This is a genomic window from Maribacter corallii (genome assembly GCF_047345415.1).
GTDB lineage: Bacteria > Bacteroidota > Bacteroidia > Flavobacteriales > Flavobacteriaceae > Maribacter_C.
In genome coordinates this window covers 136,395-149,428 of record NZ_JBLFEP010000002.1, presented here as the reverse complement: position 1 = coordinate 149,428, position 13,034 = coordinate 136,395, and the positions used below count along the sequence as shown (strand labels likewise).

Annotated in this window: 13 protein-coding genes and 1 pseudogene; 4 read left to right on the top strand and 10 right to left on the bottom strand. The window is 42.4% G+C overall.

What is annotated here, in order from left to right:
• The first annotated feature begins 1 nt into the window (after position 1).
• Positions 2 to 748 (top strand): succinate dehydrogenase/fumarate reductase iron-sulfur subunit, encoded by a 747-nt coding sequence (locus tag ACKWCA_RS05985; protein WP_413977254.1) that lies wholly within the window; start codon positions 2 to 4, stop codon positions 746 to 748.
• A 62-nt stretch (positions 749 to 810) separates the two neighbouring features.
• Here the strand turns inward: ACKWCA_RS05985 and ACKWCA_RS05980 are convergent, their stop codons facing one another.
• Entirely contained in the window at positions 811 to 1,737 is a 927-nt protein-coding gene (locus ACKWCA_RS05980) for an AraC family transcriptional regulator (protein WP_413977253.1), read from the bottom strand.
• A 124-nt stretch (positions 1,738 to 1,861) separates the two neighbouring features.
• Here ACKWCA_RS05980 and ACKWCA_RS05975 point away from each other — a divergent pair, with 124 nt between their 5' ends.
• Positions 1,862 to 2,335, top strand: coding sequence for a very short patch repair endonuclease (locus ACKWCA_RS05975; protein ID WP_413977252.1), 474 nt, complete (start codon positions 1,862 to 1,864; stop codon positions 2,333 to 2,335).
• Here ACKWCA_RS05975 and ACKWCA_RS05970 read toward each other — a convergent pair.
• Positions 2,332 to 3,039, bottom strand: coding sequence for a helix-turn-helix domain-containing protein (locus tag ACKWCA_RS05970; protein ID WP_413977251.1), 708 nt, complete (start codon positions 3,037 to 3,039; stop codon positions 2,332 to 2,334). The genes ACKWCA_RS05975 and ACKWCA_RS05970 overlap by 4 nt on opposite strands.
• Positions 3,040 to 3,187: 148 nt before the next feature.
• On the opposite strand from ACKWCA_RS05970, the gene ACKWCA_RS05965 reads away from it, so the two are divergent.
• Together ACKWCA_RS05965 and ACKWCA_RS05960 are read left to right on the top strand one after the other, a co-directional pair.
• The gene (locus tag ACKWCA_RS05965; RefSeq protein ID WP_413977250.1) at positions 3,188 to 3,463 is read left to right on the top strand and encodes a hypothetical protein; all 276 of its coding nucleotides are present in this window, start codon (positions 3,188 to 3,190) and stop codon (positions 3,461 to 3,463) included.
• A gap of 39 nt (positions 3,464 to 3,502) precedes the next feature.
• The gene (locus ACKWCA_RS05960; protein WP_413977249.1) at positions 3,503 to 4,657 is read left to right on the top strand and encodes a methionine aminotransferase; all 1,155 of its coding nucleotides are present in this window, start codon (positions 3,503 to 3,505) and stop codon (positions 4,655 to 4,657) included.
• Here ACKWCA_RS05960 and ACKWCA_RS05955 read toward each other — a convergent pair.
• The 8 genes and pseudogenes from ACKWCA_RS05955 to ACKWCA_RS05920 all read right to left on the bottom strand — a co-directional run bounded on the left by ACKWCA_RS05955 (position 4,654) and on the right by ACKWCA_RS05920 (position 12,881).
• Positions 4,654 to 5,808, bottom strand: coding sequence for a serine hydrolase domain-containing protein (locus ACKWCA_RS05955; RefSeq protein ID WP_413977248.1), 1,155 nt, complete (start codon positions 5,806 to 5,808; stop codon positions 4,654 to 4,656). The genes ACKWCA_RS05960 and ACKWCA_RS05955 overlap by 4 nt on opposite strands.
• Before the next feature lie 11 nt (positions 5,809 to 5,819).
• Positions 5,820 to 6,353 (bottom strand): GNAT family N-acetyltransferase, encoded by a 534-nt coding sequence (locus ACKWCA_RS05950; RefSeq protein ID WP_413977247.1) that lies wholly within the window; start codon positions 6,351 to 6,353, stop codon positions 5,820 to 5,822.
• A gap of 395 nt (positions 6,354 to 6,748) precedes the next feature.
• Positions 6,749 to 7,405, bottom strand: coding sequence for a CoA transferase subunit B (locus ACKWCA_RS05945; protein WP_413977246.1), 657 nt, complete (start codon positions 7,403 to 7,405; stop codon positions 6,749 to 6,751).
• 40 nt (positions 7,406 to 7,445) lie between these two features.
• A pseudogene (locus tag ACKWCA_RS05940) lies at positions 7,446 to 7,801 on the bottom strand (four helix bundle protein).
• Between the two features lie 91 nt (positions 7,802 to 7,892).
• Entirely contained in the window at positions 7,893 to 8,594 is a 702-nt protein-coding gene (locus ACKWCA_RS05935) for a CoA transferase subunit A (protein ID WP_413977245.1), read from the bottom strand.
• Between the two features lie 138 nt (positions 8,595 to 8,732).
• Positions 8,733 to 11,096 (bottom strand): penicillin-binding protein 1A, encoded by a 2,364-nt coding sequence (locus ACKWCA_RS05930; RefSeq protein ID WP_413977244.1) that lies wholly within the window; start codon positions 11,094 to 11,096, stop codon positions 8,733 to 8,735.
• Positions 11,097 to 11,107: 11 nt separating this feature from the next.
• The gene (locus tag ACKWCA_RS05925; protein WP_413977243.1) at positions 11,108 to 11,587 is read right to left on the bottom strand and encodes a gliding motility lipoprotein GldH; all 480 of its coding nucleotides are present in this window, start codon (positions 11,585 to 11,587) and stop codon (positions 11,108 to 11,110) included.
• Positions 11,580 to 12,881: a PSP1 domain-containing protein gene (locus ACKWCA_RS05920; RefSeq protein WP_413977242.1), complete on the bottom strand. Its 1,302-nt coding sequence runs from the start codon at positions 12,879 to 12,881 to the stop codon at positions 11,580 to 11,582. The genes ACKWCA_RS05925 and ACKWCA_RS05920 overlap by 8 nt, the downstream gene beginning before the upstream one ends.
• Positions 12,882 to 13,034 lie beyond the last annotated feature (153 nt).

Genomic DNA, 13,034 nt, shown 5'->3' with positions numbered 1-13,034 from the left:
TATGAAAATATTTTTAAAAATCTGGCGACAGAAAGATTCGAAGTCCAAGGGAAAAATGGTCGATTATAACCTTAGCGGCGTCGAAGAGGATATGTCCTTTTTGGAAATGCTCGACGTTCTAAATGAAAAATTGGTTGACAAGGGTGAAGAACCTGTAGAGTTCGATCACGATTGTCGCGAAGGAATTTGCGGTACCTGTTCTCTAATGATCAATGGTAGAGCGCACGGCCCAGACCGACTAATTACCGTTTGCCAATTGCATATGCGCAGTTTTAATGATGGTGACACCATCACTATCGAACCATGGCGCGCCAAGGCTTTTCCGGTAATCAAAGACCTTATCGTTGACCGTTCTTCATTCGATCGAATTCAACAGGCCGGCGGATACATTTCGGTAAATACCTCAGGGCGACCGGTCGATGCCAATGCCATACCCATCGAGAAAGAAAACGCTGATGCTTCGTTCAATGCGGCCACTTGTATCGGTTGTGGAGCGTGTGTCGCTGCTTGTAAAAATGCAAGTGCGATGCTCTTTACCTCAGCTAAAGTGTCGCAATTTGCATTGCTCCCCCAGGGGCAGGTAGAGGCTACGGATCGTGTTCAAAATATGATACGACAGATGGATCTCGAAGGTTTTGGAAACTGCACGAATACAGGCGCATGTGAAGTCGAATGTCCTAAAGGCATCTCATTGGAGAACATCGCACGTATGAATCGAGAATATTACAGCGCCAGTGTAAAAGGATAGTGCTGTAACGAGTTTGTAAAGAACCCGCAAATTCAATCGAGTTGAATTTGCGGGTTTATTTTTCACTCCACAGGAATACAGATATCTACAACCCACTTCCTTTCCGGATGTTGTTCTGCATCATTGTGGTAAATCTCATGAAAATGCCCATCGCGAATCTCGAAATTGTTTTCGGGCACCCAGAGCGACATACTATTCCACGCTTTTTCAAATTCATCTACCTTGAGTTCAAATCTCCCCACAGCGAATTTTCCTGACGGAATCGTAATTTTTGAGATCTGTCCGGAGACTTCCACATCGTACTCTATTGTAATACAGGCACTCGACTGCATTTTCGATTCGTCCGTTACCCGTGGACTATCATAATACACACCGGCCATTTTAGTTTTTGGAAAATTAAGCAATCCTCTTGGGCCCGCCCATTTCATCAAAACCTCAAAAGCTTTCCCTATTTCCTTATAGGAGCCCTGATGTCTTACCTGTACCATTTTTAGTTCGGGCATTTCTTTTACTTCTACAGTTGTTTTCATTTTTAACCATTTTTTTAAATTATCCATGCTGTAAAAGTATTTCTCGAACGAAACATTGTTTGCTCCATTCTTGCTTTCAGTTTTACCAATCTTGCTAAACTCTTTTTGCCCTCTCTTTTTAAATTCAGATGCGCTCATTCCATAAAACCTACGAAAGGCCCTTGAAAAGGAGTGAATGCTATTAAAACCGCTATCCAATGCCAGGTTGGTCAATGATTCATCCTTCCTTAGAAAAAGCAACCGCCCGGCAATTTTTTCTATCCTCCTTCGTGTGATATAATTATTAGGCGTCTCGTCTAGCAAAGCGGAAAAAACACGATGAAAATGAAACGTCGAAAAACAGGCGATTTCAGCTAATTTATCTAATGAGAGGTCTTTATTCAAGTGATCATCAATGTAGTCTACAACCTTATTGATGCGGTTGATATATAACAACTGTTGTTCATTTTTAGTTTTCATACGAAATCATTGGCACCATAAAAATAGAAGAATCTATGGCTGAAAACCATGGGAACAAAAATGTAGCAAGATTTGTTAAACGTATAGGCCCGTTCTTTTATGCCTGCTTTTCATACATTTATACATGTCAAAGAAGTATTCAGAAGAGCGTATTAAAGTTCCTCGTTTCAATGAAGCCTCAGGATTTTATACCACGCCTAAGCGCTCGAAGATCATGAGCAGGATCCGGGGCAAGAATACCAAGCCAGAACTCGCCTTTAGAAAAGCACTCTATGCCCAAGGGTATCGTTACCGAGTCGATTACAAAAAGCTTATCGGAAGGCCCGACATCCTCTTAAAGAAGTACAAAACGGCTATTTTTATTGATGGCGAGTATTGGCACGGACACAAATGGCAGGAAAGAAAACCAAAAATCAGGACCAACCGCGATTTCTGGATTGCTAAGATAGAACGCAATATGCAGCGCGATAAAGAGGTCAATCAAGGTTTGAGTGATTTGGGGTATACCGTATTCCGTTTTTGGGAGAACGAAGTAAAAAAAGAACTTGAAACCTGCTTAGGAAAAGTCATCGCCCACCTCGAGCAACAGGTTGATTAATCTACCTGCTTCTTTATAATTTTATAAAACGCTACCACATCCGCAATGGGCACTTCAAAATCGGAATACTCTGGTGAATTGTTTAAACTGTGACATCGAATCGCTTTACTAGCCTTGTCATAGTGCGTAATTTCTTTGCACATTATTGAATTGCCATAGACAAGAACCCAATAAGAGTTCTCCCTCCCGATCTGTTTGACTACTTGTTTCTGGCTTATTAGTTTTCCGAGAACAATACTTTTCTGAGGTAGGGCATTTCCCAATCCGTTATCCATAGCATTATTGGTCACCTCAAATGCAAGATAGTTGCCCACAGCGACTTGCTCCACCATAAAACCCATACGCGGTAAATTGCTCAAATATGTTTTATCGTCTATGCGCTTCATGAAGTCAAGTTGTCCTTTGCCCATGATCAAAGGGGCGGACAACAAGTACTTGCCCGGTTCCAGCTTCTGTATCGTATGTGTCTTCTTCAAATTAGCATCCTCCTTTTCGTATATGACATCCGATTCGTTGACCTCACGAGCATATAATTCATCAATCCGCAACTCAAAATACGCGGCTATTCTATCCAATCGCTTTCTAGGGATGTTGGCATTCTCCTTCTCATAAATTTGAATCGTACGCAGGCTTACCCCAATGGTTTCAGCCAACTGCGACTGGGTGATACTTTTTTTTCTTCTTAATTGCTTTAATATAAGCATAAAGTTGTATTATTGTGTAATAATCTTACACATTTTGTGGTATACGAAATTTAATTGCACTATTTGTAATTCGTTTACAGACAAATATAGCAAAATATGCAACCAAACGATGTAATTCTAAGCCTTAACTATAAATATCACTCAGCCAATGTTCAAAGAAGAAGACTATGGAAAGCCCATAAGCGAAAAACTATCGATCACTTTAAGAAGAAACTCCAGCAAAAATGACTTTGCGAATATTGCTGCCACTACCGCAGTAAGCTTTTCGACCATTCGCGATGTCGTTTATCGAACCAACAGTTTGACACACTCCAACTCAAAGGCCATTCTTGAGTTGGTTCGAATTGCTTTTGACAATTCGTTGGCTCGCCAACTTCAATCCGAAGGCGATAAACAGTATTTAAATAAGTTTCTCCCGAAGTAGCAAGTGTAATTCCTTAATTTTGGGTCATATACTAGGAAAATGGCACTTACTAAGGAAATGGTTTCTAAACTGCCCAACGTAGAAACTTCAATTTTTACTACTGTTGGTAATCTCGCGAGAAAACACAATGCAATCGATCTATCTCAAGGCTTTCCAAATTTTGAAGCGGATTCCCAGTTGATGAACCTTGTAACGGAAGCCATGCAATCAGGCCATAATCAATATGCAGCAATGCAAGGTTATTATGGTCTTCGAGAAATAATTGCTGAAAAAATAGCCAACCTGCACAGTCACCACTATGATCCAGAAAAGGAAATTACCATAACTGTGGGTGCTACGCAGGCCATTTATACGGCCGTAACAGCTTTTGTTCATCCAGGTGATGAAGTGATCGTTATCAAACCTGCCTATGATTGTTATGAACCTGCCATTGCGCTTAATGGTGGAGTACCTGTTTACTACCAGCTAAATCCAGAAAATTATAAAGTAGATTGGGAAGCGTTTAAATCTAAAATCACAAACAAGACCAGAATGGTCATCATCAATACCCCTCATAACCCTAGTGGTCGCATTTTTACAAAAGAAGAGATGCTTCAATTGCAGGAGATACTCAGACCAACCAATATTATTTTGGTCAGTGATGAGGTCTACGAGCATATTATCTTTGATGGGGCGGAACATCAGAGCTCCTCGCGCTTCGATGATTTGGCTTCACGTAGTTTTATTTGCGCCTCCTTCGGCAAGACGTTTCATGTCACGGGTTGGAAACTAGGGTATTGCGCGGCGCCAGCGAATCTCATGCATGAGTTTAGACAGGTTCATCAATTTGCTGTTTTCTGTGTGGACCATCCCGTTCAAAGGGCTTTGGCAAAATATCTTCAAAACGAGGAGCACTATCTTAGTCTGAACCGATTTTATCAAGAAAAGCGTGATTTCTTTCTAAATAGATTGCAGGGTTCAAGATTTAAGTTCACCCCTTCTGAAGGCACCTATTTTCAATTAGTAGATTACACCGCTATCACCGAAGAAGGTGATGAAGCTTTGTCAAAGCGTCTGATCGTCGATTACAAATTGGCAAGTATTGCCATATCATCTTTCAATGTGAATCATCGAGACGACAAAGTACTCCGTTTTTGTTTTGCCAAGAAAAGGGAAACCTTGGAAAAGGCTACCGATATCTTGTGCGGACTTTAGTTCAATGCCGCACTTAATTTCGTCATGAACTCCCCTATTTTACTAGGCTCTAACCAACGGGTGACGACCACAACATCATGTTCTTTATCGATGACGATAAAATTACCACCAAAACCAGCCGCATAATACATGTTTTCTGAAAGGCCTTCCCAGTGGCGGGCGCCTTTTTTGTTCAGCCACCACATATAGCCGTAGTTCGCATTGGGTTTAGATGGTGCCACAGCCTTCTGAATCCAATTTTTACTGATAAGCTGTTCTTCTTTCCACTTGCCGTTGTTTAAGAATAAGAGTCCGAAACGCGCCATATCCTCGGCGCTTATGAAAATACCTGCCCCAGAGTGCCCTCCCCCGGTCACCGACTTCATCTGAAGTCCATCAATTTCCGTCCATGCGTGTTTATACCCATGCCAACGCCATGTGGTCGATGCTCCAATCTTATCCATAATATTCTCCTTGAGCACTAGTGGCATCGGTTTGCGCCATACATGGGTCAGGGAGTAGGCGAGTACGTTAACGCGCACATCATTGTATTCCATCACAGTACCAGGTTCCTTGGGGTCTTCAAACTTCCAATCATCAACGCCACCCGCTTTGGGAGGTCTGTCCGCCCAGTCTTTACCTCCCCATAGCTCACCTGACCATGCCGAGTTTTGTTGTAATAAATGTTCCCAGGTAATCTTGGAATTGTGCTCGCCATCAAAGGTGCCGTCCCAAATATAATCGACCACTTTATCTTTGGTATCGTCAATAAGGCCCTGATCCTCCGCTAGGCCCGCCATCGTAGATAAAAAACTCTTGGTAACACTGAAGGTCATATCGACCCGTTTGGTGTCTCCCCATTTGGCAACGAGATAGCCATTTTTTAAAATCATTCCGGCCGGTCCTCCACGTTTTTTGGTCGGCCCTAGAATTTGATGATAGGGTTCCCGTTCAAATCCTTTTAAAATAGCGATCCGCAAATCACGAGAACCTGAATATTCATTTGCTTCAGCAAAGGCAACGGCTTCTTCCAACCGTTCGGAATCGATTCTAACGTCCTTTGGCTGTTTTTCTTGCCAGTCCACATTTCGTTCTGGGAAATAGTAGGTCGCTTGCGCGTTCGTCAATTGAAGCCCTCCTACTAGGAGTAGCGTACATAGTAGCTGTTTCATTTTCATTGGAATTAGTCTTCGCGAAAGTTAATCAAATCATAGCGCATTAACCAATCGGTCTGTTTATCGTCACCGATATAATACGGGTGGGTTCCAAACTTGACAAAGCCATGTTTCTCGTAAAAACGGACTGCCCTGGTATTTTTTTGCCATACCCCTAACCACAGGAATGTCTTTTGCGCTTTTTCGGCCAGCCTTAAGGCTTCGTGCAACATCTCTTTCCCGATTTGATTCCCCTGAAACTCCTTGACCACATAAATACGTTCGAGTTCAACGGATTCGGATAATTTTACGTCGGTCTGGGCGGTATTCTCGTTCAATTTGAAATACCCTACTAAAATTTCGTCTTTGAATGCAAAATAGAATGTGGAATCAGAATGCACCAATTGTTCTTGGATATTTGCCTTGGTAAAAGTCTTGTCGATATAAGCCTTGAAATCATCAGGGGCATTGTCCTTTTCGAAAGCATCGACAAAGGTCGTTCTAGATATATCGATCAATTGATCAAGATCAGTGGGACTGCATTTTTGAAACCTAACAGACATTGGAATAGGATAGCTGCCCTAAAAATAAGAAAAGAAAAAGAGCAGCCTTTGGGGGAGCTGCTCTTTTCTTAAATTTCTTTTGTGTAAAAATTTATAGCATAAATAGTCTTTTCATTAATAGTATCATACCACTGAAGTAGTCGTTTTTGTAGACCTGTACTTCATCTCTAGTAGGTGCTTGGTTCATCTGGGCTTCCATAGTTCGTAGGTTTTAAATTAAGCCGTTCTTTCGTCAGGCAAGATTCGGTTTGAGGTAAACGATGAAATTCTGTTCGGTTATTTACAATGTAAATGTAGTATCTAACGTGACGATGACGAAACTATTGTTGTGAAGTGATCTTAAAATGTTGTGAAAAATATGAAGACCTAAATTTTTCGATGAACTGCGCGATGTATTACTCGATTTTCATTTCTGGAACATCGCCTTCGATAACCAATGTGCCTTCAGTGGCCCCTTGAATCTCATCGATACTTACCCCTGGAGCGCGCTCCAAAAGTAGGAAACCCTCGGGCACAACCTCTAGCACGGCTAGATTTGTCACTATTTTTTTTACGCAACTCACCCCAGTTAATGGAAGCGAACATTTTTTCAAAAGCTTTGACGCCCCTGCACGATTGGTATGCATCATAGCGACTATAATGTTCTCGGCCGAAGCGACTAAATCCATGGCCCCTCCCATTCCTTTGACCATTTTACCGGGAATCTTCCAGTTGGCAATATCACCGGTCTCGGATACTTCCATCGCTCCTAAAATCGTGAGATCTACATGTTGGCCTCGGATCATACCAAAGCTGGTCGCCGAGTCAAAAAAAGAAGCTCCTGGCAGGGTCGTTATCGTTTGTTTGCCCGCATTGATAATATCGGCATCTTCTTCCCCTTCAAACGGAAAAGGCCCCATGCCCAATACCCCATTTTCACTTTGGAACTCCACGCTAATATCTTCTTGCACAAAATTCGCGACCAAGGTCGGAATGCCTATCCCTAGATTCACATAATACCCGTCTTGGACTTCCTTTGCAATTCGCTTTGCTATTCCGTTTTTATCTAACATTCCGAGGGTTTGAAAATTTAGTAATTTGTCAATTTCACAATTAACCTTTTTTGCTCGTTCCGATTATTTTGGAAATAATCAGGATAATCGATTTTAAGTCTTTAAATAATTCCGGATCAAGATTCGGATAAAAAATCGAAGCCTCGCATAACCTCAACCAATATTCCAATTCGTCCGCCTCTTTGGCCGAAATCTTGAATTTATGAATGACATCGGCCCTGCTTTCGGCATTTTGAGCCTCTCTAATATTAGCTCCGATAGATGTGCCACTTCTAAAAATTTGAGAGGCCATTTCATACCGATTCATATCCCTAATCGATTCAGAGAATTTTATGATTTTAATCGAAAAAAATCAAAAGTCAGATCAACAATCAAGTTTTTCTTATCGTTTCTCATCTTCAAATTAATGTATTCCCAAATTAGAACATTAACACATTTTCACATTGAATCATTGCCAAATTGAATCATTATCAATTCTTCAAATCAATTAGCTCTTCTCCCGTACCGTTCGCTGTTCAATACGCTTTTCATAGTTCTTTCCTTGAAAAATCCGTTTTACGAAGATTCCCGGCACATGTATTACATTGGGGTCCAGTTGCCCAGCTGGGACCAACTCCTCTACTTCAGCAACCGTGATTTTGGCCGCTCCACACATACACGGGTTGAAATTACGGGCAGTGCCCTTGAATATGAGATTACCTGCTTCGTCTCCCTTCCAGGCCTTCACAAAAGCAAAATCGGCCTTATAGGCGGTCTCCAAAACGTACATTTTCCCATTGAATTCGCGTGTTTCCTTTCCTTCGGCTACTTCGGTTCCGTAACCTGCTGGGGTGTAAAAGGCTGGAAAGCCCGCTTGAGCGGCCCTACACTTTTCGGCCAGCGTACCTTGTGGCGTCAATTCGACCTCTAATTCACCACTTAACATCTGCCGTTCGAATTCATCATTCTCTCCCACATAAGAAGAAATCATTTTTTTGATCTGCTTTTTTTGCAATAATAGCCCCAACCCGAAATCATCGACCCCGGCATTGTTTGAAATGCAGGTAATCTCTTCTACGCCCATATCGACCAACTCTGCAATGGCATTTTCAGGGATACCGCATAGGCCAAATCCGCCCAACATGAAGGTCATGCCATCTTCTACTCCAGCAAGGGCTTCCTTTACATTATTCACTACTTTTCGAATCATATCTTCTCGGGTATTTCACTCGCTTAACTACCGTACAATTTACATATTTTAAAACGAAAACGGGTCGCCTTTTAATCGAAAGGCGACCCGTTTTTTAATGCTATGCTTATTTCTTTTCAAGTAAAGTTTAAGGACGGATTAGAAATCCAAATCATCTAAATCATCCTCAACATCTACGTTCTTTTTAGCATCTTCCAATAGTTTTGTACAATCTACATTAATAGATATGTTTTCCGGTTTGATGAAATCCTCCGTAGAAATGCCCAATTGCTCATTTTCATAATTCTTTTTCATGTATAGTCCCCAAATCGGTAATGCCATAGAGGCACCTTGGCCATATCTGATACTTCTAAAGTGAGTAGCTCTTTCTTCGCCACCCACCCAAACACCAGTGACCAGATTGGGTACCATCCCCATAAACCAGCCATCACTATTATTCTGTGTCGTGCCGGTCTTACCGGCAATTGGGTTGGTAAAGCCGTATGGATAGCCGGTCATAATTTCTTCATATACCGTGGTATTTTTTTGGGAACTATGTCGCAAACGCGTACCGGATCCTCCTTCGGTAACCCCTTTCATGAGGTCGACCATGGCATAAGAGACATCTTTACTCAACACATCTCTAGTCTCGGGTACATATTCATATAACACCGTACCGTTTTTATCTTCAATACGCGTCACCATAACGGGCTTAACGTAAACTCCTTGATTGGCGAACATACCATAGGCGCCAACCATTTCATATACATTCATGTCAATGGTACCCAATGCTATCGAGGGAACTTCAAGTATATCACGTGATATTCCAGCATTTTTGGCAATAGACACAACTGATTTTGGACCCACCCTATCTATTAGTTGCGCCGTGATCGTATTCTTTGAATTCGCCAAGGCGTTCTTTAAGGTATAACTGTTTCCTGAATACCTTCCTTCGGAGTTTTTCGGGCACCACGGTTCAAGGTTGCCATGTTTATTCGCTTCGATACAGTATTGCGTGTCGGGCAAGGTGTCACATGGCGATAATCGCAATTGATCGATCGCGGCGGCGTACACGAAAGGTTTAAAGGTCGAACCGGCCTGTCGTGCCCCTTGAATGACATTGTCATATTGAAAATGTTTGTAATTGATGCCTCCGACCCATGCTTTCACATGGCCTGTTTGCGGTTCCATGGACATCATGGCGGTTCTTAAAAAGGTCTTGTAGTAGCGAATGGAATCCATCGGGGTCATGATGGTATCTTTTTCCTTGGTTTCACTTTTCCAATCAAAAACGGTCATTTCCGTCTTTACATCGAATGATTTGCGAATTTCCTCCTCCGATTTGCCGTCGTCTTTCATGGCCCTCCATCGCGGTGAGATTTTCATGGCGCGCTCCATGATCAAATCGATTTCGCTTTTTTCCAAATCAATAAAGGGAGCTGTTTTATTGCGATCAGGAGTGTTTTGGTGAAAAAACTCTGCCTGTAACTTCTTCATGTGCATATTCACGGCTTCTTCAGCATTGGCCTGCATTCGCGAATCGATTGTGGTGTAGATTTTCAAACCATCCAAGTACAAGCTGTATTTATCGCGCTCCCCTTCCAATGCAGGTTTTGGGTTTTTGGCGATCCAACCGTTCATAAAACGTTGCAGGTACATTCTGAAATAGGTTGCAATGCCCTCTCTATGGTTTTCAGGGCTAAAATTCACATCCATTTTCAAAGCTTGAAGGGAATCTTTCTCTTTCTCCGTAACGTAATTGTACTTGGCCATTTGACCTAAGACCGTATTTCTTCTATTCAATACGAGCTCTTCTCTTCGGATAGGATTATAGAGCGATGAATTCTTTAGCATGCCTACCAGCATTGCCGATTCTTCGACTTTTAACTGTTTGGGCTCTTTTCCGAAATAAATTCTTGAAGCTGAACGGATCCCGTCGGCAGCATACCCGAAGTCATACTCATTCAAATACATGGCTATGATTTCCTGTTTGGTATATTGACGTTCCAAACGCGTGGCGATGACCCATTCTTTTACCTTTTGAATGATTCGGGCAGGAAGGTTGTTGGAGGCCCTTTTGGTAAATAGTAATTTGGACAGCTGTTGTGATATGGTACTGGCCCCTCCTCTTGTTCCAAGAAAGACAAAAGCTCTGAGCGTTCCGCGCGCATCAATGCCGGAATGTTCAAAATATCGAGCGTCTTCAGTTGCAACTAGAGCATTTACTATATTTTCAGGTAATTCTGAAAAAGGAACCGGGGTTCGGTTGTCATCCAAATAGAATTTGCCCAAGGTTTCGCCATCAGCGGAAAGCACTTCGGTGGCTAAATTTGTTTGTGGATTCTCTAAGCGTTCAAAGGTGGGCATTTCACCCAACCATCCCCATGCGGCAGATAAAAACACAAGTGCTCCGGTGAATACGGCCGCGCCGAATAAAATCCAGAACCATTTGATAAACTTCGAAAAAGAAGGTTTTCCCTTTTTACCTTTTGAGGAGGTACTTTTCTTTACGGCCTTTGCCATATGCTTGCGTATTACTTTTTAACTATTTCGAATCCCACGTCCGTAATCCCTTCCAAATTTATGATGCCATTTACATTTCCATTTTTTCGCATGGCATGGGATACGCGTAAGGTATATACGCCTGAATCGGGGAAAACGATGTTTTCTTTATACCACAGTTTATTTTCCTTTAGACTGCCGTACCCTTTTCCTAGCCAAGTGCCATCTGGCAGAGCCATTTCATACTCTAATGTATCTGTAACGGTATTCCCATCAGGAAAATTGAGTTCGGCTATCAAAAAAAGATTGTTGTAGGGAAATGTCTCGTCATTTCTCACATTGATAAAGACATCATGAGGTTGCACGGTATCGACTTCGGAGAACGTAAATTCGAGAACGTCATCTTTGTTCCAAAGTCCCCTGTCAGTAGCTCGATATTCTGATTTGACCATATTCGAGTTACAGGAAATCAAAACGGCCATGATTACTATGGCGCCTATAAACCTACCCATTCTTCGCACGGCTTTTGTTTCGGTTGCGATTTTTGTTATTGTTGCGGTTTCTATTTTTATTGGAGCTGTTAGCGTTGCCTCCTCCGCTCGAATTTCGTTTATTCGAATTGCCCCCCTGTCTGTTGTTGTTTCCTTGGTTGCCCCCGCCAGTAGCTTTCTTTTTTCGATTGCGATTACGGCTTCTAGTTTTTCGTTTGGGTTTGTCGAAACGGGTCAGGCTATCTTGCCCTACCACATTTTCAAAAACCACCCGCTCTTCCAATTCGACCACGTTCTCTAACGCATATTCCTCAAGGCTGGCGACTTTTTCTTTCTTTTTGTTTTTCTCCAGTATCTCTTGCACTTGATCTTTTGACAGCACATGCCAATTTGCCGGGTCTTCTTTGTATGAAAACCAGAATTTTCCTTTGAAAATATCGCTCTTTTGACAGAAGGCCAGTCCCTTTTCGGTATGCAATTTGGTATCCTGCGAGGGAAAGTCCTTTAGCGCATCTAGATACACATCGAGTTCATAATTCAGGCAGCATTTCAGTTTGCCGCATTGGCCTGCCAACTTTTGAGGGTTAAGTGATAATTGTTGGTACCGCGCTGCTGAGGTGCTTACCGAACGAAAATCGGTCAACCATGTAGAACAGCATAACTCCCTACCACATGAACCGATACCGCCCAAACGTTGCGCTTCTTGGCGGTAGCCGATTTGGCGCATCTCGATTCGGATGCCGAAGGCCTTGGCCATATCTTTGATGAGCTGCCGAAAATCGACTCGTTCCTCTGCGGTGTAGTAAAATGTGGCTTTTGAACCATCGCCTTGAAACTCTACATCCGAAATTTTCATCTGTAGTTTCAGGATAATGGCAATCTCACGGGCGCGCTTCTTGATTTCCTCTTCACGATCACGGCACTTTTGCCAGATATCGATGTCTTTTTGAGCTGCTTTTCGATATACTTTCGGAAGTTCAGGGTCTTTGAAGTCTACTTTCTTGCGCTTCATTTGCACCTTGACCAATTCGCCACAAAGGGTTACCATGCCCACGTCATGACCCGACTGCGCCTGAGTGGCCACCACATCGCCAATGGAGAGGGATAGGTTATCGGTATTTTTGAAGAATTCCTTTCGACTGTTCTTGAATCTCACCTCAACAAACGCAAATGGTTTTTCGCCATTTGGTAGAGACATATTCGAAAGCCAGTCGAAAACTGTTAATTTATTACAGCCATCGGTACCACAAGTGCCGTTGTTCTTGCATCCGCGAGGCTGTCCGTCCTTACCGGTCGAACAACTGCTACAACCCATATTTTATATCTTGGTTTGACCAAACCCGTCTGAAACAGTACAGGGACAAAATAGTTTTGGCCAAAAAAGGTTCATACTAAACTTAAGAGTAAAGATACTATAATTGCGCGTAAACTGGAACCAAACTTTAAACTAGAGAAAAGCGACTTGGGT